The sequence below is a fragment of the Pseudomonas sp. PDM04 genome (genome assembly GCF_014851765.1).
Taxonomy (GTDB): Bacteria; Pseudomonadota; Gammaproteobacteria; order Pseudomonadales; family Pseudomonadaceae; genus Aquipseudomonas.
Window position 1 is genome coordinate 379179 of sequence record NZ_JACVAI010000001.1, and the last position, 23830, is coordinate 403008.

17 protein-coding genes are annotated in these 23830 nt (G+C 61.4%); 6 read left to right on the forward strand and 11 right to left on the reverse strand.

Annotation, left to right across the window (positions count from 1 at the left end; all coding sequences use genetic code 11):
• Positions 1-38: 38 nt before the first annotated feature.
• Together lolD and IB249_RS01800 are read right to left on the reverse strand one after the other, a co-directional pair.
• Positions 39-725, reverse strand: coding sequence for a lipoprotein-releasing ABC transporter ATP-binding protein LolD (lolD, locus tag IB249_RS01795; protein ID WP_192301812.1), 687 nt, complete (start codon positions 723-725; stop codon positions 39-41).
• Positions 726-732: 7 nt separating this feature from the next.
• On the reverse strand, positions 733-1983 hold the full coding sequence (locus IB249_RS01800; RefSeq protein ID WP_192301813.1) for a lipoprotein-releasing ABC transporter permease subunit: 1251 nt from the start codon (positions 1981-1983) through the stop codon (positions 733-735).
• A 94-nt stretch (positions 1984-2077) separates the two neighbouring features.
• Between IB249_RS01800 and IB249_RS01805 the strand changes: the two genes are divergently transcribed.
• Both IB249_RS01805 and IB249_RS01810 read left to right on the forward strand, forming a co-directional pair.
• On the forward strand, positions 2078-2656 hold the full coding sequence (locus IB249_RS01805) for a PilZ domain-containing protein (protein WP_192301814.1): 579 nt from the start codon (positions 2078-2080) through the stop codon (positions 2654-2656).
• 14 nt (positions 2657-2670) lie between these two features.
• The gene (locus IB249_RS01810; RefSeq protein ID WP_192301815.1) at positions 2671-3393 is read left to right on the forward strand and encodes a glycerophosphodiester phosphodiesterase; all 723 of its coding nucleotides are present in this window, start codon (positions 2671-2673) and stop codon (positions 3391-3393) included.
• A gap of 42 nt (positions 3394-3435) precedes the next feature.
• On the opposite strand, the gene sthA is transcribed toward IB249_RS01810, so the two are convergent.
• Together sthA and IB249_RS01820 are read right to left on the reverse strand one after the other, a co-directional pair.
• Positions 3436-4830, reverse strand: a complete 1395-nt coding sequence (sthA, locus tag IB249_RS01815) for a Si-specific NAD(P)(+) transhydrogenase (RefSeq protein ID WP_085723066.1) — start codon at positions 4828-4830, stop codon at positions 3436-3438.
• Between the two features lie 207 nt (positions 4831-5037).
• Positions 5038-5982, reverse strand: a complete 945-nt coding sequence (locus tag IB249_RS01820) for an FAD:protein FMN transferase (RefSeq protein WP_412547987.1) — start codon at positions 5980-5982, stop codon at positions 5038-5040.
• Positions 5983-6305: 323 nt separating this feature from the next.
• Here IB249_RS01820 and IB249_RS01825 point away from each other — a divergent pair, with 323 nt between their 5' ends.
• On the forward strand, positions 6306-7604 hold the full coding sequence (locus IB249_RS01825) for an MFS transporter (protein WP_192301817.1): 1299 nt from the start codon (positions 6306-6308) through the stop codon (positions 7602-7604).
• 157 nt (positions 7605-7761) lie between these two features.
• Here IB249_RS01825 and IB249_RS01830 read toward each other — a convergent pair whose 3' ends face one another.
• The 6 genes from IB249_RS01830 to IB249_RS01855 form a co-directional block, all read right to left on the reverse strand.
• Positions 7762-9171, reverse strand: coding sequence for an efflux transporter outer membrane subunit (locus IB249_RS01830; protein WP_225606798.1), 1410 nt, complete (start codon positions 9169-9171; stop codon positions 7762-7764).
• 39 nt (positions 9172-9210) lie between these two features.
• Positions 9211-11361 carry a glycosyltransferase family 2 protein gene (locus tag IB249_RS01835; protein ID WP_192301819.1) on the reverse strand — a complete coding sequence of 717 codons (2151 nt, stop codon included), beginning with the start codon at positions 11359-11361 and terminating at the stop codon, positions 9211-9213.
• A gap of 1 nt (position 11362) precedes the next feature.
• A complete protein-coding gene (locus IB249_RS01840; RefSeq protein ID WP_192301820.1) occupies positions 11363-12607 on the reverse strand; it encodes a hypothetical protein in 1245 nt (414 codons plus the stop codon).
• Positions 12604-13809 (reverse strand): HlyD family efflux transporter periplasmic adaptor subunit, encoded by a 1206-nt coding sequence (locus IB249_RS01845; RefSeq protein ID WP_192301821.1) that lies wholly within the window; start codon positions 13807-13809, stop codon positions 12604-12606. The genes IB249_RS01840 and IB249_RS01845 overlap by 4 nt, the downstream gene beginning before the upstream one ends.
• A gap of 595 nt (positions 13810-14404) precedes the next feature.
• The gene (locus IB249_RS01850) at positions 14405-15868 is read right to left on the reverse strand and encodes a glyceraldehyde-3-phosphate dehydrogenase (RefSeq protein ID WP_192301822.1); all 1464 of its coding nucleotides are present in this window, start codon (positions 15866-15868) and stop codon (positions 14405-14407) included.
• 20 nt (positions 15869-15888) lie between these two features.
• Positions 15889-16095, reverse strand: coding sequence for a hypothetical protein (locus tag IB249_RS01855; RefSeq protein ID WP_192301823.1), 207 nt, complete (start codon positions 16093-16095; stop codon positions 15889-15891).
• 136 nt (positions 16096-16231) lie between these two features.
• Here IB249_RS01855 and mfd point away from each other — a divergent pair, with 136 nt between their 5' ends.
• Genes mfd through IB249_RS01870 form a run of 3 tightly spaced genes read left to right on the forward strand, consistent with a single transcriptional unit; the run spans position 16232 to position 22962 of the window.
• Positions 16232-19681 (forward strand): transcription-repair coupling factor, encoded by a 3450-nt coding sequence (gene mfd / locus IB249_RS01860; protein WP_192301824.1) that lies wholly within the window; start codon positions 16232-16234, stop codon positions 19679-19681.
• A 10-nt stretch (positions 19682-19691) separates the two neighbouring features.
• Positions 19692-20258 (forward strand): CsiV family protein, encoded by a 567-nt coding sequence (locus IB249_RS01865; protein ID WP_192301825.1) that lies wholly within the window; start codon positions 19692-19694, stop codon positions 20256-20258.
• 10 nt (positions 20259-20268) lie between these two features.
• Positions 20269-22962, forward strand: a complete 2694-nt coding sequence (locus tag IB249_RS01870) for a DEAD/DEAH box helicase (protein ID WP_192301826.1) — start codon at positions 20269-20271, stop codon at positions 22960-22962.
• Positions 22963-23080: 118 nt separating this feature from the next.
• Here IB249_RS01870 and IB249_RS01875 read toward each other — a convergent pair whose 3' ends face one another.
• Positions 23081-23818 (reverse strand): S-methyl-5'-thioinosine phosphorylase, encoded by a 738-nt coding sequence (locus tag IB249_RS01875; RefSeq protein ID WP_192301827.1) that lies wholly within the window; start codon positions 23816-23818, stop codon positions 23081-23083.
• Between the last annotated feature and the right edge of the window lie 12 nt (positions 23819-23830).

Below are 23830 nucleotides of genomic sequence, written 5' to 3' on the forward strand. Positions count from 1 at the left end.
GCTTTAAAAAGCGGTCAGTCCCTTGAGCGCGGCAGCGCTCAAGGGATTGGGGTCAGGCAACCTTCCTGCAGGTGCAGGACACGATCCATCTGGCGCGCCAGGTTCATGTCATGGGTCACCACCAGGAACGCCGTGCGCATCGACGTGCTGAGTTCCAGCATCAATTCCTGAATGCCTTCGGCCGTGTGGGAATCGAGGTTACCGGTCGGCTCGTCGAGCATCACCAGGCCGGGCTTGTTCACCAGCGCACGGGCGATGGCCACACGCTGACGCTCGCCGCCGGACAACTCTGCAGGCTTGTGCTCCAGCCGATGGCCGAGCCCTACCCGCTCCAGCAACGCGGTTGCACGCTGGCGCGCCTCGGGAATTGCGGTCTTGCCGATCAGCAGCGGCATGCAGACGTTTTCCAGCGCGGTGAACTCAGGCAGCAAATGGTGGAACTGATACACGAAGCCCAGTGCACGGTTGCGCAGCAGGCCACGGTTTTTCTCGCTCAGGGCCGACAGTTCCTCACCGTCGAGCCAGACGCTGCCCTTGGTCGGCGTGTCGAGGCCACCGAGCAGGTTGAGCAAGGTACTTTTGCCCGAACCCGACTTGCCGATGATCGCCACGCGCTCCCCCGGATGCAGTTCCAGTTGCAAGCCACTGAGAACCTCCACCGATTCAGGGCCTTCCTCGTAGGACTTGCCCAGGTTGCGGCAGCTCAAGATTGCTTTATCACTCATGCCCGACTCACTCATAACGTAGCGCCTCCGCAGGCTGGGTGCGCGCGGCACGCCAGGCTGGATACAGGGTGGCGAGGAAACTCAGGACCAACGCGGCGGCGCAGACCATCAACACATCCTGGCTCTGCACTTGCGACGGTAGGTAATCGATGAAATACACGTCGGCGTTGAGGAATTTGTGGCCGATCAGGCCTTCGAGCGCCGAGATCGCGGCGCTGACGTTCAGCGCGGCGAAGATCCCGAGGACGGCGCCGATCAACGTGCCGACCACGCCGATGACGGTGCCCTGCACCATGAAGGTCGCCATGATCGTGCGCGGCGTGGCGCCGAGGGTGCGCAGAATCGCGATGTCGCTCTTCTTGTCGTTCACCACCATCACCAGCGTGGAAATGATGTTGAACGCGGCGACGGCGACGATCAGCAGCAACAGCAGGCCGATCATGGCTTTTTCCATGCGGATCGCCTGGTACAGGTTGCCGTGGGTACGCGTCCAGTCGCGGGCGTAGTAATGGTCTTCGCCCAGCTGTTGGGCGATGTTCCACGCGGTCCGTGGTGCCTGGAACAGGTCGTCGAACTTCAGGCGCAGGCCTTGCACCTGATCCGGCTTCCAGCGGTGCAGTTTCCCCAGGTCCTGCAGGTTGGTGACGCCCAGGTAACCGTCGATCTCGCCGGCACCGACGTGGAAGATGCCCACCACGGTGAAGCGCTTCATGCGCGGGAACATCCCGGCCGGCGTCACGGTGACCTCCGGCGCGACGAAGGTCAGTTTGTCGCCAATGGCCGCACCGAGCTTGGCGGCCGCCTTGTCGCCGATGACGATGCCAAAGCTGCCGGGCTCGAGGTCGTCGAGCTTGCCCTGCAACATGAACTTGTCAATGATCGACACCTGCCGCTCCAGTGCCGGGTCGATGGCATTGAGCAGCACCTTGGACACCTTGCCGTTGTTGGTCAGCAGGCCCTGCATCTGGGTGAAGGGTGCCACGGCTGTCACCTGCCGGTTCTGCCGGACCTTGTCGGCCAGACCCTGCCAGTTGCTGATCGGCTCGCCGGACTCGATGGTCGCGTGGGGCACCATGCCCAGCACGCGGGTACGCATCTCATGATCGAAGCCGTTCATGACCGACAGCACCACGATCATCACGATGACGCCAAGGGCGAGACCGATCATGGAAGTCAGGGAAATGAACGACACAAAGTGATTGCGACGCTTTGCACGGGTGTAACGCGTGCCAATGAATACGAAGAGAGGTCTGAACATGTCGGGGCTTGTTCGGAGGGAAAAGGAACGTCCTTGTGGCGGGGGTCGATAACCAGCTTTACACTCAGACCACCGCCGCTACCATGGGTTCGCCATGTCGACATTAGATGAAGAAGATCGCCGCGAATACTACCGTATCGAGGACACGATCGCACTGGAAATTCGGCCCCTGTCCGCTCCCGAAGCCGCAGGCCAGGAAGTGTTGCAGGATGCTTCCCCACTCTTCAACGTGCTCAGCGAACTGCACCTGAGCGAATTCGAGTCGCAGCACCTGTTGCGCCAGATCAGCGAGCGCGATCGCAACCTCGCGGCGTTCCTCAAAGTCCAGAACAAACGCATCGATCTGCTCAGCCAGGTGATCGCCCTCACCGTGCTGGGCCAGATCGGCGAGCCACAGCCGGTGATCATCTCCGAGGGCGGCATCGACTTCCAGCACCCGACGCCGATTGCCACCGGCGCGCACCTGTCGATAAAACTGGTGCTGATGCCACAGGCCCTCGGGTTGTTGCTGCGCGCTCGCGTGACCCATTGCGACCCCAAGGGCGACGGTTTCGACATCGGCACCGAGTTCGAGCGTCCGACCGACGCCCAGCGCCAGTTGCTCGCCCGCTACATTTTGCAGAAGCAGGCCCAGGAACGACGTCTGGCCCGCGAACAAGAATCAGGCATTTAACGTAAGGAAGAACCGTGACCCTCATCTACGGCCATCGCGGCGCCAAGGGCGAAGCACCGGAAAACACCCTGACCAGCTTTCAGGAATGCCTCAAGCACGGCGTGCGCCGCTGCGAACTGGACCTGCATCTGTCCATGGACAACGAGCTGATGGTCATCCACGACCCGACGCTCAAACGCACCACCGACCGGCGCGGCAAGGTGGTCGAGCACAGCGCCGCCGAGCTGGTGACTTACGACGCGCGCAAGGGCGGCCCGGGCTGGATCAAGCCGTGCCCGATCCCGACGCTGGAGGAATTGTTCGAGAAATGCGCCTTCGATCACTGGCAGCTGGAGGTCAAGAGCGCTTCACGTACCCGCGCCGCGACCACGGTGCTGGCGATTCGCGAGATGGCCCAGCGTTTCAACCTGCTCGACAAGGTGACGATCACCTCGAGCTCGCGGGAAGTGCTGAAAGCCGCACTGGACCTGGTGCCGGACGTATCGCGCGGGCTGGTGGCCGAGTACGCCTGGCTCGACCCGTTGAAGGTGGCGGCCAGCTATGGCTGTGAATACCTGGCGTTGAACTGGACCCTGTGTACGCCGGAACGCCTGCAAAAGGCGCAGCGTCAGGGGCTGCATGTGTCGGTATGGACAGTCAACGAACCTGCGCTGATGCGCAGGCTCGCCGACTTCGGCGTTGACAGCCTGATTACAGACTTTCCCGGTTTGGCCACTGCCACGCTCGGGAATTGCTGAAATCGGTCTCCCCGGCCGGCTCAGGCCACCGGCCGGAGCCGCTCAAAAAAGCCGGTTGAGGCCGTCGTAGGCGGCGACCCGATAGGCTTCGGCCATGGTCGGGTAGTTGAACGTGGTGTTGACGAAGTACTTCAGCGTGTTCAGTTCGCCCGGCTGGTTCATGATCGCCTGGCCGATGTGCACGATCTCCGACGCCTGATAACCGAAGCAGTGCACGCCCAGCACTTCCAGGGTTTCGCGATGGAACAGGATCTTCAGCATGCCTTGCGGCTCGCCGGCGATCTGCGCACGCGCCATGCCCTTGAAGAACGCCTTGCCCACTTCGTACGGCACCTTGGCCTGGGTCAGTTCCTGCTCGTTCTTGCCGATCGAGCTGATCTCCGGAATGGTGTAGATGCCGGTCGGCACGTCGTTGACGAAACGCCAGCTGCCGTTCTCGACGATGCTGCCAGCAGCCGAACGGCCCTGGTCGTGGGCGGCACTGGCCAGGCTCGGCCAGCCGATCACGTCGCCGGCACCGTAGATGTTCGGCACGCAGGTGCGGTAGGCCTCGTCGACTTCGATCTGGCCACGGCTGTTGACCTTGACGCCGATGTTCTCCAGCCCCAGCTGATCGGTGTTACCGGTACGGCCGTTGCACCAGAGCAAGGCATCGGCCTTGATCTTCTTGCCGGACTTCAGGTGCAGGATTACGCCATTGTCCACACCTTCGACACGGTCGTAGTCTTCATTGTGGCGAACCGTGATGTTGTTGTTGCTGAAGTGATAGCTCAGCGCCTGGGAAATTTCCGAGTCGAGGAAGCTCAGCAACTGGCCACGGTTGTCCACCAGCTCCACCAGCACGCCCAGGCCGCTGAAGATCGACGCGTATTCGCAACCGATCACGCCGGCACCGTAAACGATGAGTTTGCGCGGGGTGTGGCCGAGGCTGAGGATGGTGTCGCTATCGTAGATACGCGGGTGATGGAAATCGATGTCCGCCGGGCGATAAGGACGCGAGCCGGTGGCGATGATGATGTGCTTGGCCACCAGTTTTTCCACGACGCCGTTGGCGCAGACCACTTCGATGGTCTGCTCGTCGGCGAAGCTGCCGGTGCCGAAGAACACGTCGACGCGGTTGCGGGCGTAGTAGCCGGTGCGGGACGCAACCTGTTTGGAAATGACTTTCTCGGCGCTTTTCAGCACGTCCGGGAAGGAGAACCAGCGCGGCTCGCCAATCGCCCGGAACATCGGGTTGGTGTTGAACTGCATGATCTGCCGGACCGAGTGACGCAGTGCCTTGGACGGGATGGTGCCCAAGTGGGTGCAGTTACCGCCGACCTGCCGACGGCTGTCGACCATGGCCACCTTGCGCCCTGCCTTGGCGGCGTTCATTGCCGCGCCTTCTCCCGCCGGGCCGGAACCCAGTACCACCACGTCGTAGTTGTAGACAGCCATGCGTACTCCTCAGAACAGGCCGCGGCGCCCTCGGCACCTGCGGCTAAATCACGCCGGTCGGCGGCGTGAAGGAACAATTTGGGGCCAGTGCAGAACCCGGACACAGTCTATAGAAGCGTCATCGCCGCGCACATTAACCCTTGGTCGCGTCGTAGGCTAGTTTTGCCTGCACTACAACGCCAGTCTTCAATAGGCCCAACACCCTCATCACTCGCTTTTCCCGCCACTGAGGCGCTCAAAAGCGTGACTGGTGCGTGTGACGAAACCTGTATCGACACGAATCACAAAAAATGCGCCGATATCGTGTTTTTCCGCGTAGTCCCAGCCACGTTCCGGGCCGAGAATCAGCAACAGCGTCGACAGGCCATCGGCCAATAAGGCAGAAGGATTAATCACCGTGACTGCCGCGAGGGTATGCGAGACCGGTGTGCCGGTGCGGGCATCGAAGGTGTGGGAATAACGCCGACCGTCCTGTTCGAAATAGTTACGGTAGTCGCCCGACGTCGAGACGCCAAAACCATCGACGGCAATGATCCGCTGCGCCACCTGCTGATCGTCCCGAGGCGCCTCCAGAGCGACATGCCAGGGTGAGCCATCGAGTTTCCTGCCCGAGGCCTTGAGCTCGCCCGTGACTTCGGCGAGGTAGTTGCCGATGCCCATGGCTTCGAGCCTGGCAGCGATACGGTCCACCGCGTACCCCGCCGCGATGCTGTTGAAGTCGACTTCGACGGCCGCATCCTTGCACAGCTGGTCACCTTCGATGCGCAAGTGCTGATAACCCACTCGCTGTCGTACGTCCGCCAGCGCCTGTGCGGACGGGACCTTGTCCCCTCGCGCCTGGGGACCAAAGCCCCAGAGATTGAGCAATGGCTCGACCGTCAGATCGAAGGAGCCTTCGCTCTGTTCCGACAGTTGCCGACCGACACGCACCAATTCCAGGACCGGCGTGGGCATGCTCTGACAACGATGGGCCGGCAGATCGTTGAAACGCTCGATGTCTGAATCGCTGCGGTAGGTCGACATCTGCCGATCCACCTGCGCAAGAATTTTTTCGACTTCGGCCTGGACCTCCGCCGGCTTGGGAAGATCGGCATGGCGCAGGTACTTGATCGAATACGTACTGCCCATGGTCGGACCACCGAAGCCCTCCATGGAGTCACCGCTACCGCAGCCTGACAGCGCGCCAAGCAGTAAAAAGACAATGCCCTTGCACCCTTTCAACAATTCCTGCGCTCCCCACGTCGATGCCTGACACACACCTAGGCCGGGCATTATGCGACAAGACCGATCACCGCGCCTTGATCCGACGAACAACTGAAACGCTTAAGCAGCAAGCTAACTAGTTGTTGCCTAACGATCTACATACACATATTGTTACAACTCTGCTCGCCGAGGGAATTTGCCTCTGGGGTGATGGCGAGGATGCGTCTAATCCATGGACTTCCGACCAGACAGCCAACAGTGAGTGTGTACCCATGTCCTCGAATACGGGCAAAGGCAAAGCGATTTTTCGCGTTGTCAGCGGCAATTTTCTCGAGATGTTCGACTTTATGGTCTATGGCTTCTACGCCACGGCCATTGCCAAAACCTTCTTCCCCGCCGACAGCGCTTTCGCCTCCCTGATGTTATCGCTGGCGACCTTTGGCGCCGGTTTCCTGATGCGTCCCTTGGGCGCGATTTTCCTTGGCGCCTACATCGACCGTCATGGTCGCCGGCAAGGGTTGATCATTACCCTGGCAATGATGGCGGCCGGCACCGTGCTGATTGCCTGTGTGCCGGGATACGCCACGCTGGGCGTCGCCGCGCCGCTGATCGTGCTGTTTGGCCGATTGCTGCAGGGCTTTTCCGCCGGCGTGGAACTGGGCGGTGTGTCGGTGTACCTCGCCGAGATTTCCACCCCCGGTCGCAAAGGCTTCTTTGTCAGTTGGCAGTCCGCCAGCCAGCAGGCCGCCGTGGTCTTCGCCGGGTTGCTCGGGGTCGCGCTGAACCATTGGCTCAGCCCGCAAGAGATGGGTGAATGGGGCTGGCGCGTGCCGTTCCTGATCGGCTGCATGATCGTGCCGGTGATCTTCGTGATTCGCCGTTCCCTGGAGGAAACGCCGGAATTCCAGGCGCGGAAACATCGCCCTACCCTGCGGGAAATCATCCGTTCGATCGGTCAGAACTTCGGCATTGTCATCGCCGGCATGGCCCTGGTCGTGATGACCACGGTGTCGTTCTACCTGATCACCGCCTACACGCCGACCTTTGGCAAGGCCGAACTGCACCTGTCGGACATGGACGCCTTGCTGGTGACCGTGTGCATCGGCCTGTCGAACTTCTTCTGGCTGCCGGTGATGGGTGCCGTGTCCGACAAGGTCGGGCGTAAACCCCTGCTGCTGGCGGCGACCCTTCTGGCGATCCTCACCGCCTATCCGGCCCTGTCGTGGCTGGTGGCGAACCCGAGCTTCAGCCATTTGCTGATTGTCGAATTGTGGCTGTCCTTCCTGTATGGCTCTTACAACGGCGCCATGGTCGTGGCGCTGACGGAAATCATGCCAGTGGAAGTGCGGACAACCGGTTTCTCTTTGGCCTACAGCCTGGCGACCGCGACGTTCGGCGGCTTCACGCCGGCGGCCTGCACCTACCTGATCCATGTGCTGGACAACAAAGCCGCGCCGGGGATCTGGCTCAGTGGCGCGGCAGTGCTGGGGTTGATTGCGACGCTGGTGCTGTTCCGGGGCAACCGCCATCAACTGCGCACAGCGCAGGCGGCAGTCGTCGGCGGCGCCTGATCGATTAAGCAACCTGTGGGAGCGAGCCTGCTCGCGATGGGGCCGTCCGATTCAACGTCCGTGCCCTCTGACACGCGGCAATCGCGAGCAAGCCCCTTCCCACAGCCAAGTGTGGGAGCGGGCGTGCCCGCGAAGAGACCCTCACACACAGCGAAACTCAGCGTTCGGCCACTTTCAATGAACCACTCCACCCTCCACCCAGCGCCTTGTACAACGTCACCTGATTGATCTCCCGCGCCAACTCCAGTTGCGCCCATTTCTGCTGTGCATCAAACAGCGAACGTTGCGCGTCCATGGTGGAAAAATAGCTGTCCAGGCCCGCTTCGAACCGCAAGCGCGACTGGCGATAGGCTTCCTGATAATCCCCCACCAGTTTCTTCTGATACTCCACCTGAGTCAGCATCTCCTGCCGGGCATTCAAGGCATCCGCCGCCTCGCGAAAGGCGTTCTGCACGGTCGCTTCATACGCCGCCGCCTGCCCGTCGAACCGCGCATGGCTGGCATCCACCTGCGCCCGCCGCGCACCGCCGTCGATCAAGGGCAACGTCCCCGCCAACGCCACCGACCAGAACTCCGCCGGGCCGCTGAGCAACCGGGAAAAATCACCGGTCAGGCTACCCAGCGCCGAGGTCAGGGAAAACGTCGGAAAGTAGGCGGTACGCGCAGCGCCGATATCGGCGTTGGCTGCCCGCAACTGCGCTTCGGCGGACATGATGTCCGGACGACGCTCCACCAGCGACGATGGCAACCCGGCCGGCACATCGAGCGTGGCCAATTGGGCACCGAGCGCACCGGTCGGTAGCAGATCGGTCGGCACCGGCTGCCCCACCAACACACGCAAGGCATTGCGGTTCTGCGCCACCTGCATGCGATAGGTGTTGACCTGCACCGCCGCCGTATTGGTTTGCGCATCGGCCTGGTGAACGTCGATTCGCGCGCTGGAGCCGAGGTTGAAACTCTTGCGCAGCAGTTGCCCGTAACGGTCCTGGGACTCGAAGGTGTTCTGCGCCAGGTCAAGCAAATGCTGATTGGCCTTGAGACTCAGCCAGGTGCTGGCCACTTCGCCGATCAGCGCCAGCCGCGCCGTCTGATAGTCCGCCTCGGACGCCTCGAAGCGCGCCCCGGCGGCATTGCGCTGACTGCGGATACGGCCAAACAGATCCAGTTCGTAGGACGTGAACCCGCCGGTTGCCTGAAACGTATTGGCGATACTGCCCGCACTGTCGCCGCCGTTCGGCGTCCGTACCAGCGCTGGCAATTTGCTGCGACCGGCGTAGGTGTCGATGCCAATTGTCGGAAAAAGGCCGGAGCGCGCGCTGTCGTACCCAGCCCGGGCCTCTTCGACGCTGGCGGCGAACTGCCGCAGACTGCGGTTGTTGACCAGTGCCATATCGATCAACCGGCGCAGGCGCTCATCGACCACAAAGCCGCGCCAGTCCTTGTCGAACGCCTGCTTGCCGGCACAACACTGCCCCGCTGTATCGGCGGGCCATTGCTGGTCGATCGGCGCCTCGGGTTTCTCGTAGGTCGGCTCCAGCGAACAGCCGCCGAGCAGCAGCAAAGACATGAAACAGGAAGTCGATAAGCAACGATTCATGGCGCGCACCTAAAAGCGTTGGCCGAGCAAAGCTCGCAAGGGAGAAAGCAGTACGGACCACAGGCCTGAGCGCTCGACATCCAGGTGCGGCAGAGCCTGTTTATGCGCTCGCACACTGACGGGTCGCCATCGGCGCTGGGGCACGTAGGACAATGCCTTGATGCGTGCAGGCAAACGCGGGGCTGTGCGTTTCTCCCCCAGCAACGAACGTCGCAGCAAGGTGCCGAACGCCAGCGCCGGCTCGGCCTTGCTGACTACGTTGATCGTCGCGTCACTGAACAGCCGCGCGATCAGGCGCCGCCGCAAGGCTTCATCGAGCTCGGCAAACCGCAGGCCCAACTGATCCGTGCCGTGGTTGCGCATGACTTCGACCTCGAGCCAGCCCAGCTTGTCGATCCACATCTCGCCACACAGACCCGGCTTGATCGACGAGGCGAAGGCGCAACTGAACGATGCCCCGCTGAGGGAAATGTCCACCAGACGACCGGGAAGGACCTTGCCGCCAAAACGCAAGCCGGTGGCTTTGTCGAACGGAAAGCGCTCTTCGCCATGCAACCGCGGGCGGTCGACACAGGCCACCAGCGTCGCGAGGTTGTAGATCAGTGCCACCACCGTCCAGAACAGGTTGAACACCATGTTGCCGTCGAACGCAGCAGCCGTGCTGATGGCGATGTAAGCGCCGATCTGGGAGAACAGTGTCAGCGCGAAAAAGAACCCGAACAACTTCCAGTGAACCATGGTTTTCGTCCGGTCCAACCCCTTGGCAGTGACTTTGAAGGGCCGTCCGAAAGGCCGGATCATCGCGCTGGCAAGGGTTGCGGTGACGGCCAGCGACGCAACGATCTGTGTGACTTCAGTGAAAATCGGCAAGGTACGCCGGTCCGTAACCCACGTCCCATAACCCCAGAATGCGATCAGTGCCGGCATGCCGAACGCGAGGAAGTCCACCGGATTGGCGTAAAAACCGGCAATGCCGAAATACCAATACAACACCGGCGACACCAGCATCATCAAGATGAACGGTTTGGAAAACCAGTGCATCAGCCCGTGGATGTAGTGCAGGCGGTCATTGAACGTGTAACCGCCGCCACGCAAAGGTCCGTCCTTGAGCAGCGCCACCTGGAGGGTGCCCAGGCACCAACGCCCGCGCTGGTTGATGTATTCGGTCAGGCCCTCGGCGGATAAACCAATCGACAAGCGCTCGTTCAACCAGCGCGTGACGTAGCCTTTTTGCAGCAGCCGATAGGTGGTGTAGATGTCTTCGCAGACAGAGCCTGTAGGAAAACCGCCGATTTCGTTGATCAAATCCCGGCGTACCACGAAGGATGTACCGACACAAAATGCCGCATCCCAGCCGTCCTTGGCCGGTTGAAACACGTCGAAGAACACCCGTTGCTCATCCACCCAGCATGCCGATGTCCCCAGGTTGTGCTGGATCGGATCGGGGTTGTAGTAAAACTGCGGCGTCTGCACCAGGCCGACTTTCGGATCGTCGAACAGGCCCAGTGTGCGCATCAGGATCGGCTGCTGAGGCGCGAAGTCAGCGTCGAGCACGAGGATGTACGGCGCATTGCTGCCCGCCGCCGACTGACGCAATCCGTTGTTCAAGTTACCGGCCTTGGCGTGGGCATTGTCCGGGCGCCGCGCATATTGCACACCGACCTCGGCACAGTAATCGCGCAGCCAGTCGCGACGCGTATCGTCGAGCACCCAGATGGTGAAGTTGGGATAGTCGATGGCCTGGGCCGCGATGATGGTCTTTTCGAGGATCTCCAGGCCTTCGTTGTAAGTAGCGATAAACACGTCCACCGCCGGTACGTCAGCCCCCTGGGCACGCAGGCGTCGCTCGCCCGCATCGGCCTGCTTGCTGTGATCGGAACGGCAGAGCATGACGACAATGGAAAACAGCGTGTAGCCGATCGCCAACATTTCGAAAAACAGGAAGGCATAGGCCCAGACCGTGGCAAACCCGGAGTGATCGTCAGGCAACGTCTCGCGAATGCGCCACGCCGCATAGTTGACCAGCAACAACGCGGTAACGGCGCCAAACCCGGCACGCGCAGCCCATTGATCCCGGTGCGTCAGGCAGGTGAACAGAATCACCACCGCCAGCGTCCAGAAGTTGATTTGCAGCAGTTGCATCGCATCCAGTGCCTGCATGTCAGTCAGCCTCCATCGAACCGGTAAAGGGATTGACGCCCGTGGCCGCAATTGCCGCCCACGCCGTGGCGCCCAAGTGAGGCAAGTGGTAATAGAAAAAATCGTTGGTGATGGAGTCCGGGCCAATGGCCAGGCCGGTGCTGATGCGCGGTGCCGGTGTCGCGAACAGCCAGCCTTCGCTCGCTTGCTGGTCGAGCAACACGCCCCACAGCGGTCGCGCCTTGTCACCCAGGCCGTTCAATTGCGCCACCGCAGCCGCCTGCGCGGTGCCTTCGGTCCATAGACCGTCAGGGTCGCGGTTGAAGCCATAACCGTCACCGGCGCGGTGCACGCGATCGATAAACGCGAAGACCCGGCGCCAGTCCCTGGGGGGATCCTGCAGGGCAATCAGCGGCCAGATCTGGGCGTCCAGCCCTGAACGCACGCGATCGGAGGTCTGGCCATCCGCCCCGGTGCCGATCAGGAACCGCCCTTCCCCGGCATCCCACTGGCTGGACACGAATTGCCGGGCGATTCGCGCCTGTTGTGCCGAACCTGCATCCGGCGCCACCGCATCGAGCGCCGACCACGCCGCAGCCAGATCGACGTTATGCTCCGTGGACTTCCAGTTCTGCTGCACCTGCTGGGAGAAATACCCGTAGTAGCCGCCGCTGAAGCCGGCGGGCGATTGGTCGTCGTAGGTGTTCTTCTGCGACCAGTGCAGGACTTTTCTGGTGGCCTCAAGGTAAGACGCCTCGCCGCTCTGGCGAAAAGCCTCCAGCAAGGCCAATGCCGCCCACGCCTGATTGCCGGTGGCGCTGCTGACTTGGTAGGCATCCTGGTTCCAGGCGTTCCGCTCGGTGCTCCAGTAGCCCGGCAATTTCATCGACGGCAGCCCCACCGGCCCTGCCGCATAGGCGTTGCGCAAGCGGCCGTCCTGATACTCGGGATCGTGCTCCGTGGCGAACACCAATGCGTCGGCGATCCGCCGCGCCGATGCGGCTTTGCCACAGGCAAACAATGCAATGCTGGCCAACGCGTTGTCGTACGTGAACGCCACGCCGCGCAACGCCAGGATCGGTGCAGGTTGACCGTTCAATGCCGGATAACTGGGCAACAGCACCGGCCCCGCCGGTTGCGATGTCACCGCCTGATCCAGTGCCGCGCACGTCATCGCCATCAGTTGCGGCCTGGCTTGCGCAGCCAATGCAGGAAAGGCGCCACCGATCAGCATCACGCCAGCGGCCACTCGCAAGATACCCTTCATGGTCGCGACACCTCGGCGCTGGCCCACAAGCCCGGATTGCAGGTCATGGCGCGCTGGCTCTGCGTCAGGTCCGTGGCGAACGTCCCGACCACGTACACCGAGTTCTGCTCGGCATACGGAAACGGCACGCTGTAGGTGTTGGCGCGAATGTCCGAAGTGCTGGACAGCAACTGCACCACACTGGCCTTGAGCGGTTCGGCGAGGCCGCGGATTTTCACGGTCAGCACACTGTCGCGATCGATCTTGCTGGCCATCCGCTCCGGGAACACCGCGATCACGTAGCTCTGCGCGCAATCGGTGGCGCGCAGCAAGGTCGACCCCGCCTGCACCAGCGTGCCCTGCGGTGCCAACAACTCCTGCACGGTGCCGGGGGAATAGGCGACGACGTCATACCCGGACATCATGTTGACCCGGTTCTGTTCGGTTTCGATCAGTTGGTTGAGGTGGTCGAGTTCCTGTTGATAGGTCGCACGATTGCGCGCCTGATTGTCCAGGCTCAGCTTCAACGTGGTCATCTGCGCACTCAGGTCGAACATGCGCATTTGATCGGGATCCAGGTACACCTGCTGGTTGGCCGCACTGACATCGCCGTCATTGATCCGCAACTGCGAACGCACCGACTCCGCCGCACCTTGCAGCGATGCCAACTGGGCTTTGGACGAAGCGACCACTGCGCCACTCACCGCCCCCTGCACGAACAACTCGAGATTGCGCTCAACGGTTTCCCGGGCATCCATCAACCGTGCGCTGGCGGCGCTGTTTTCCGCTTTGAGTGCCCGCTGGATGAACAGCTGCCGAGTATGAAACGCGGTCTGGTATTGCTGACTGGTTTTCTCCAGTGCCTCGTAATACTGCTGATCATGTTCGGCCTGGCTGGCCGACGACGACAATTGTTGCTCCAGGGTCAGTCGACGGGTTTGCAGCGTCAGCAGGGTTTCCTGGTTCGCTCGCGGGTTCTGCACCACGGCGATCTTCTGCCCTTGAACGAAGGTCGCGCCAGGTTTGACCTCCAGTGTACTGACCACCCCGTCAATGGGCGTTGTCAGCAAAATCACCGGGGCATTCAAAATGGCCCGTGTGGCGGAAGCCGACACCAGGGGCATCAATAATGTCGACAACAACAGCCAGACGATAAACCCCAGGACGCCCAACCCCACCAGGCGCGGCAACAGTGATAACAGCCTTGAGCGTTCTTGCGCCATGTTCGACTCTCCCGATAAACCAACCGCGTAAAGCCAGGCAATAACAGGCCGTGACCGAAAGACACTTTTGGCAGGGTGAACAAAGCAAAAAAACGCGAAGAGTCGGCAACTAAGACGACGCCAGTGATCTGGATTATTGTGATGTGAGCAGGAATGGGATTCCCGTCTTTTTGGAGAGTTGCTGTAACAGCGTTGCGAGCCCGAGACAGAGCGGGCGGTGTTATTGGCGACACTAGTTTCAGGACTTTGACGTGTCAAGCGGATGTATCAAGCAATTAAATGGCGCCAAATATATAACGCAGCGTTGATTGGATCCACTTCAGTCATTGATTCGACATACATCGGCAACTGTTTATTTTAAATGGAAGTTTTTATTTTTTCCGACACCCTGAACTTTTTATTGTATTCGAGACAATGCTTAATAATTAATCGAACATATTAAAACGATATAAGTCCGAGGGTTTTGATTGCGCCATTGGGCGGGTCCGCGGAACAACCTGCTTCCGTGATCACTGGGCAGCTTGAACGAGAAAAATCGCCACCAACAAAAACGCCCCGACCGAAGTCGGGGCGTTCCTGGTGTGCAGCTAGGCGCTTAGCGTGGGAATGCAGGCGGGTTTACACCGGCCATGTCTTCCATCACGCGCACCACCTGGCAGCTGTAACCGAACTCGTTGTCGTACCAGACGTACAGTACAACGCGGTTATCCTGGGTGATGGTCGCCTCAGCATCCACCACGCCTGCGTGGCGCGAGCCAACGAAGTCGGTGGAAACCACTTCCTGGGAGCTGACGTAGTCGATCTGCTTGTGCAGGTCCGAGTGCATTGCCATCTGGCGCAGGTACTCGTTGATTTCGTCGCGAGTGGTGGCCTTTTCCAGGTTCAGGTTCAGGATGGCCATCGACACGTTCGGCGTAGGAACACGAATCGCGTTACCGGTCAGCTTGCCCTTGAGCACTGGCAGCGCCTTGGCGGCGGCGGTGGCGGCACCGGTTTCGGTGATGACCATGTTCAGCGGCGCGGCGCGGCCACGACGGCTGCCCTTGTGGAAGTTGTCGATCAGGTTCTGGTCGTTGGTGAACGAGTGAACGGTTTCGACGTGGCCGTTGACGATGCCGTACTTGTCGTTCACCGCCTTGAGCACCGGCACGATGGCGTTGGTGGTGCAGGATGCCGCCGAGATGATCTTGTCGTCCGGGGTGATGTCGCCATGGTTGATGCCATGCACGATGTTCTTCAGCGCGCCCTTGCCGGGTGCAGTGAGGATCACGCGGGCAGCGCCCGGGCAGGCCAGGTGCTGACCCAGGCCGTCGGCGTCACGCCATACACCGGTGTTGTCGACGATCAGCGCGTTTTCGATGCCGTACTGGGTGTAGTCGACTTCGGTCGGGCTCTTGGCGTAGATCACCTGGATCAGGTTGCCGTTGGCGGTGATGGTGTTGTTGGCTTCATCAATGGTGATGGTGCCGTCGAACGGGCCATGAACCGAGTCGCGGCGCAGCAGGCTGGCACGCTTGACCAAGTCATTCTCGGCACCCTTGCGGACCACGATGGCGCGCAGGCGCAGGCCGTCGCCACCACCGGTTTTCTCGATCAGGATGCGCGCCAGCAGACGGCCGATACGACCGAAGCCGTAGAGGACAACGTCGGTGCCTTTGCGTGCGGAGGCGTTCTGCTGGCCAACCACGTCGGCCAGTTCTTCACGGACGAACTGCTCGGCCGTACGGCCATTGCCTTCGGCCTTGAACTTGGACGCCAGCTTGCCCAGGTCGACCGAAGCGGCGCCGAGCTTGAGCTCGCTCATCGCCTTGATCAGCGGGAATGTTTCGTGGACGGACAGTTCGGTGTCGTCGGACTGACGGTGACGAGCAAAGCGGTGAGCCTTGAGAATCGCGATCACCGAACGGTTGATCAGGCTGCGGCCATAGATCGAGCTCACCACGTTGTTATTGCGGTAGAGCTGACCGATAAGCGGAATCATCGCTTCTGCGAGTGCTTCACGGTCGATCCATTCACCAAGACACTGGTCGGGCTTCTGAGTCACGGGAACCTTCCACATGTAGGGGCAGAAAAAAGGGGCTACATTATGCCGCCGAGAGACCCGCGTAGCAATGCGCGCCTGTCGTGCGATCCGTAACAAATTTCCGACAGAAAAAAATCAGTGCCGCCGAAGCCCAGTAAAACCGGGCCTTCCAGCGGGGTCAATTTTTTGAAGACATCGCTGTCTTGTGCGTAACCCTCCGTAACACTCGCTTGTTTTGCCACTACATAATCGGTGTTTTTCATCAAAAAACCGGCGTTTTTTGTCTTTACCACTACATTTCGCCAAACCTGCGTAATAGACACAGTCAGCAACTGACAGGCGGCATCCGGGCCCGCTACAATTACCGACTTTGTCGCAACGCTTGGAGCTCAACCTTCCGTGCCCGTTCTGCGTCTACCGCATCTCCCTGCCGCGGCAGGTAAACAGCATTGGGGCAACCTGCCCGGTGCCGCCCTCAGCCTGGCCATTGCCGAGGCTGCCAGCGCCGCCAGGCGCTTTACCCTGCTGCTGACCGCCGACAGCCAAAGTGCCGAACGGCTGGAGCAGGAGCTGGGTTTCTTCGCCCCGGATTTGCCCGTGCTGCATTTCCCGGACTGGGAAACCCTGCCCTACGATCTGTTTTCACCCCACCAGGACATCATTTCCCAGCGCATCGCCGCCCTTTACCGGCTGCCTGAACTGAGCCATGGCGTGCTGGTGGTGCCGATCACTACCGCCCTGCATCGTCTGGCGCCGACCACCTTCCTGCTGGGCAGCAGCCTGGTCCTGGACGTTGGCCAGAAGCTCGATGTCGAGCAGATGCGCACCCGTCTCGAAGCCACCGGCTACCGCTATGTCGATACCGTGTACGAACATGGCGAGTTCACGGTGCGCGGCTCGTTGATCGACCTGTTCCCGATGGGCAGCAAATTGCCTTATCGGATCGACCTGTTCGATGACGAAATCGAGACCTTGCGCACCTTCGACCCGGAAAACCAGCGCTCCATCGACAAGGTCGATTCGGTCAAACTGCTGTCGGCGAAGGAGTTCCCGCTGCAGAAAGAAGCCGTGACCCGTTTCAAGGCGCGGTTTCGCGAGCGCTTCGATGTCGACTTCCGGCGCTGCCCGATCTTCCAGGACCTGAGCAGCGGGATTACCCCGGCCGGCATCGAGTACTACCTGCCGCTGTTTTTCGAGGAAACCTCGACCCTGTTCGATTACCTGCCCCAGGACACGCAAGTGTTTTCCCTGCCGGGCATCGAGCAGGCCGCGGAAAACTTCTGGAACGACGTGCGCAATCGCTATGAAGAGCGTCGCGTCGATCCATCCCGTCCTTTATTGCCACCGGCCGAGTTGTTCCTGCCGGTGGAGGACTGCTTCGCGCGCCTGAAAAACTGGCCACGGGTAGTGGCCAGCCAGCAGGATGTGGAAAGCGGCGCCGGTCGCGAACGCTTCCCGGCACGGGAACTGCCAAACCTGGCGATCGAAGCCAAGGCCACCCAACCGCTGGCGGCACTGGCCGGGTTCCTCGATGAGTTTCCCGGTCGCGTGCTGTTTACCGCCGAATCCGCGGGCCGTCGAGAGGTGCTGCTGGAACTGCTGGAACGCCTGAAGCTGCGCCCCAAAACCGTCGACAGCTGGCCGGACTTCGTGGCGGGCAAGGAGCGCCTGGCCATTACCATTGCGCCGCTCGACGAAGGTCTGGTGCTCGAGGATCCGGCCCTGGCCTTGGTCGCCGAGAGCCCGCTGTTCGGCCAGCGCGTGATGCAGCGCCGGCGCCGCGAAAAACGCGCCGACGCCAACAACGACGCGGTGATCAAGAACCTCACCGAATTGCGCGAAGGCGCGCCGGTGGTGCATATCGATCACGGGGTCGGCCGCTACCTGGGCCTGGCAACCCTGGAGATCGACAACCAGGCCGCTGAATTCCTCGCCCTGGAATACGCCGAGGGCGCCAAGCTTTACGTGCCGGTGGCCAACCTGCACCTGATCGCGCGCTACACCGGCAGCGACGATGCCCTGGCCCCGCTGCACCGCCTCGGCTCAGAGACCTGGCAGAAAGCCAAGCGCAAGGCCGCCGAACAAGTGCGCGATGTGGCGGCGGAACTGCTCGACATCTATGCACGCCGTGCGGCCCGCGAAGGGTATGCCTTCGCCGACCCGAAAGCCGACTACGCAACGTTCAGCGCCGGCTTCCCCTTCGAGGAGACCCCCGACCAGCAGGTCACCATCGAGGCCGTGCGTGAAGACATGCTCGCACCCAAGCCAATGGATCGCCTCGTCTGCGGCGACGTGGGCTTCGGCAAGACCGAAGTGGCGATGCGTGCGGCCTTCATTGCCGTGCACAGTGGCAAGCAAGTGGCGATCCTGGTGCCGACCACCCTGCTCGCCCAGCAACATTACAACAGCTTCCGCGACCGCTTCGCCGACTGGCCGGTGACCGTGGAGGTGATGAGCCGCTTCAAGTCGACCAAGGAAGTGAACGCGGCGGTCGCGGACCTGGCCGACGGCAGGATCGACATTGTCATCGGCACCCACAAGCTGCTGCAGGACGACGTGAAGATCAAGAACCTGGGCCTGGTGATCATCGACGAAGAGCACCGCTTCGGTGTGCGCCAGAAAGAACAGCTCAAGGCCCTGCGCAGCGAGGTCGACATCCTCACCCTCACCGCCACGCCGATTCCGCGCACGCTGAACATGGCCGTGTCGGGCATGCGTGACCTGTCGATCATTGCCACCCCACCGGCCCGGCGCCTGTCGGTGCGCACCTTCGTCATGGAGCAGAACAAGAGCACGGTCAAGGAGGCCCTGCTGCGCGAGCTGCTGCGTGGCGGTCAGGTCTATTACCTGCACAACGACGTGAAGACCATCGAGAAGTGTGCCGCCGACCTCGCCGAACTGGTGCCGGAAGCGCGGATCGGCATCGGCCACGGGCAGATGCGCGAGCGCGAGCTCGAACAGGTGATGAGCGACTTCTACCACAAGCGCTTCAACGTGCTGATCGCCTCGACCATCATCGAGACCGGCATCGACGTGCCGAGCGCCAACACCATCATCATCGAGCGCGCCGACAAATTCGGCCTGGCGCAGTTACACCAGTTGCGCGGACGGGTCGGCCGCAGCCACCACCAGGCGTATGCCTACCTGCTGACACCGCCGCGCCAGCAAATCACCCCGGACGCGGAAAAACGCCTGGAAGCGATTGCCAACACCCAGGACCTCGGCGCGGGCTTCGTGCTTGCCACCAACGACCTGGAAATCCGCGGTGCTGGCGAGTTGCTCGGCGACGGCCAAAGCGGACAGATTCAGGCCGTTGGCTTCACCCTGTACATGGAGATGCTCGAACGCGCGGTGAAGTCGATTCGCAAGGGCGAACAACCCAACCTCGATCAACCGCTGGGCGGTGGTCCCGAAGTCAATCTGCGCGTGCCCGCGTTGATTCCGGAGGACTACCTGCCTGACGTGCATGCGCGGCTGATCCTGTACAAGCGCATTGCTTCGGCCACCGATGAAGATGGCCTCAAGGACCTGCAAGTGGAAATGATCGACCGTTTCGGCCTGTTGCCGGAACCGACCAAGAACCTGATGCGCATCACCGCGTTGAAGTTGCAGGCCGAAGGGCTGGGCATCAAGAAAATCGACGGAGGCCCGCAAGGTGGCCGCATCGAGTTCGCGGCGCAGACGCCGGTCGATCCGCTGACCCTGATCAAGCTGATCCAGGGCCAGCCCAAACGCTATAAATTCGAAGGCGCCACGATGTTCAAATTCATGGTTCCGATGGAGCGCCCGGAAGAGCGCTTTAATACTGTAGAGGCGCTGCTTGAGTGCCTCATTCCGAAAACTGCTTGAAGGACGCCGCATGCGCCTGTTTCGCTCACTGACTTTGCTGCTGACCCTGGCCGCTCCGATGGCGAATGCCGATGACCTGTATCAGGTTGAAATGATTCTGGTGCGGCAGAACGCCGTGCCGGCCATTGTCAGCCGCGCAGCCCCAGAAGATTGGGATGCCGGAGCGCAGCGCATCAGCCCCGACAGCCTGCGCACGCCAAGCCTGAATGGCGAGGTGGAAAAGCTCACCGCCAGCAACGAGTACACCGTGTTGCTGCACAAGGCCTGGCAACAGACCCTTGGCGAGGAAGCGTCCAGGGTGGCGATCAGCGACGGCAAGGAACAGTTCGGCCAGTTCCCGATCGAGGGCACGTTGAGCATCAAGCAAGGGCGCTTCACCGACGTCGGCGCCGATTTCTGGGTCAACCAGTTCGACGCCGATGGCCTGGTCACCGCCAGTGAGCGCCTGAACACGGACAGCCACACCAAAAACGGACAACTGAACTTCCTCGATGCCGGGCACCTGGGCCTGCTGATCAAGATCACCTCCCTGACCGCGCCTGCGCCTCGGCCAGCCCCCGAAGAAATTCCGGACTGATTGTGCCCCTATGTCCGCGCCCCTGAGCAAACCCCTGGCACCCTCCTGGGTCAGCCGATTCAAGGAACAGAGCCTGGAGCGCGGCCGGCGATACGCGCTGGAAAATCGCGTCAGGATCGTTGAGGCCGGTGATGCCACCATCACCGCCGTTTGCGAAGGTTCGGGCGGTAACGTTTACCGTCAGACCATCCACCTGCGCGAGTCGGCCAAAGCCACCCTGCTGATGGTCGATGCCACGTGCACCTGCCCGGTACGCAATAACTGCAAGCATTGCGCAGCGGTATTGCTCAAGGTCCAGGAAACCCTCGCCTATCCTGCCGCCGCGCAAGACGCCGAACTGCTGGAGAAGCTCCAGGCAGTCCTGGAAAACCGCAGCCCGAAGGCGCCACCCCAGGTGCTGGTGGACAACGTGCAACCCGTTCCACGCCTGTGGCTGGCGAGCATCGAATTCAGTGCCTTCGAACCGCGCAACGGCAGGATGCAGCGCTACATCCAGCATCGTGCAGCGCTGTCCTTCAGCTACCTGGATGAATACGTCAGCGGGCAGAAAAACGCCGACGTGTTGATTCGCCAGGAAACACAGACCTTACGGATAAAACGCCATCCGGAAGTCGAACAGGCCTACAGGGAGCAACTGCGAATCCTCGGCTTCAAAGTTGCCACCCGCCAAAGCAAGGCGCTGCCGGAAAGCGCCGGCGAACTGTATGAGATGGTCAACGACAGCGCCTGGCTGACGTTCACCCTCAATGAACTGCCAAAACTGCGCACCCAGGGTTGGGAGCTGCAGATAGACGAAGACTTCGGTTTCGATCTGACTGCGGTGGACGACTGGTACGCCACGGTCGAACAGACACCGGAGCGCGACTGGTTTGACCTGGAACTGGGGATCATCGTCAACGGCGAACGGCTGAGCCTGCTGCCGATCCTGCTGAACCTGATGCGTTCCCACACCGAAATCCTCAACCCGGAGCGCCTGGCCCGTCGACGCGATGACGAGCTGATTCTGGTGAACATTCCCCATCGCCCGAACTCCGAGCACGGCCCGCTGCAAGTCGCCCTGCCGTTCGGTCGCCTGAAGCCGGTGCTGGCGACCCTCGGCGAGTTCTACCTGCAGGAACCCGGTGAAACCACATTACGCTTGAGCAAGGCCGACGCCACACGCCTGAACCCGCTGGAGGACCTGCCGCTGCTGTGGGAAGGTGGCGAGCAGATCCGCACCTTTGCCCAGCGCCTGCGCGACGTTCGCGACTACAGCGCAACCGCCCCCGAAGGCTTGAACGCGACCTTGCGTCCCTACCAGCTGGAAGGCTTGAGCTGGATGCAGTCGCTGCGCCAACTGGAGGTCGGCGGCATACTTGCCGACGACATGGGCCTGGGCAAAACCCTGCAAACCCTGGCGCATGTGCTCAGCGAGAAAAACGCCGGACGCCTCGATCGGCCCTGCATGGTGGTGATGCCCACCAGCCTGATTCCCAACTGGCTCGACGAAGCGGCGCACTTCACGCCTCAGCTCAAGGTCCTTGCGCTGTATGGCGCCAGTCGCAGGAAGCATTTCGAGCACCTGGCCGATTACGACCTGATCCTCACTACTTACGCCCTGCTGCCCAAGGATGTCGAGCGCCTGGCCGCGCAGCCCCTGCATGTGCTGGTACTGGACGAGGCGCAGTACATCAAGAACCCGAACAGCAAGGCCGCTCACGCCGCACGAGAACTGAACGCACGCCAGCGCCTGTGCCTGAGCGGCACGCCGCTGGAAAACCACCTGGGCGAGCTGTGGTCGCTGTTTCACTTCCTGTTGCCCGGCTGGCTCGGCGACGTCAAAAGCTTTAACCGCGATTACCGCGTGCCCATTGAAAAACGCACCAGTGAAGTCCGGCTCCAGCACCTGAACGGTCGGATCAAACCGTTCCTGCTACGCAGGACCAAAGAGCAGGTCGCGACGGAATTGCCGCCCAAGACCGAAATCATCCACTGGGTCGAACTCAACGAAGCCCAGCGCGATGTGTACGAAACCATGCGCCTGGCGATGGACAGGAAAGTGCGCGACGAAATCACCCGCAAAGGTGTCGCGCGCAGCCAGATCATCATCCTCGAGGCCCTGCTGAAGCTGCGCCAGGTGTGTTGCGACCTGCGCCTGGTCAACGACGCGGCCCTGCCCGCGCGCGGCAGCACCTCGAGCAAGCTCGACAGCCTGATGGAAATGCTCGAGGAGTTGTTCGAGGAAGGCCGGCGGATCCTGCTGTTTTCGCAATTCACATCGATGCTGGCGTTGATCGAAGCCGAGCTGGTGAAACGCGGCATTGACTACGCACTACTGACGGGTCAGACCCGTGACCGCCGCTCCCCGGTAAAAGATTTCCAGAGCGGCAAGCGTCAGATCTTTCTGATCAGCCTGAAGGCCGGTGGTGTTGGCTTGAATCTGACCGAAGCGGACACGGTGATTCACTATGACCCCTGGTGGAACCCCGCGACGGAGAACCAGGCAACCGACCGCGCCTACCGGATTGGCCAGGAGAAACCGGTGTTCGTCTACAAGATGATTGCCCGCGGCACGGTCGAAGAGAAAATCCAGCACCTGCAAAAGGAAAAATCCGATCTCGCAGCGGGCGTGCTGGATGGGCGCAAGGCCGGGGACTGGAAGTTGCAGAGCGATGATATCGAGGCGCTGTTTGCGCCGTTACCGGACAAGCTGGAGAAACGCTGAGATTTGAGTGCTCTTCATCGCGAGCGGGCTCGCTCCCACCGGTGATCGCTGGTGCAACATCGATCCAGGGTGGGAGCGAGCCTGCTCGCGATGAACGCCACTCGGTATCAAGCCCGACTCACCCCTTGAGCACCCGCGCCAACGTCGACTTCACCTTGCCCATCCCGTCATGCAGCGCCTGCTCGATCTCGGCCATCGTGATCACCGCCGTCGATTTGCCCGCCGCCGGGTTCACCACCAGCGCCAGGCAGGCATAATCCAGTTCCAGCTCACGGGCCAATGCCGCTTCGGGCATGCCGGTCATGCCGACGATGTCGCAACCGTCACGTTCCAGCCTGGCGATTTCAGCAACGGTTTCCAGGCGTGGCCCCTGGGTGCAGGCATAAACGCCATGACTGCTGTAACCGACTCCCTCGGCCACCAGTGCCGCGATCAGTTGCTGGCGCAAGGGCTCGCTGTACGGGTAACTGAAATCGATGTGCGTGACCTGTTCCAGGTCATCGGCAAAATAGGTGTGCTGGCGACCGCTGGTGTAGTCGATCAACTGATGCGGCACGCAGAAATGACCGGTCCCCATTGCCGCGTGTATTCCACCGACTGCGTTGACGGCCAGAATGGCTTCGGCACCGGCCTGCTTCAGCGCCCAGAGATTGGCGCGGTAGTTGACCTGATGCGGGGGGAAACGGTGAGGATGACCGTGACGGGCGAGGAACAGCACTTCCTTGCCTGCATACTCACCGATCTGCACCTCGGCCGACGGCGCACCGTAGGGCGTATCGACCGCCAGTGACTGGCGAATACTCAGGCCTTCCAGTTGAGTCAGACCGGTGCCACCGATAATCGCGTAAACCGTCATAACGTACTGTCC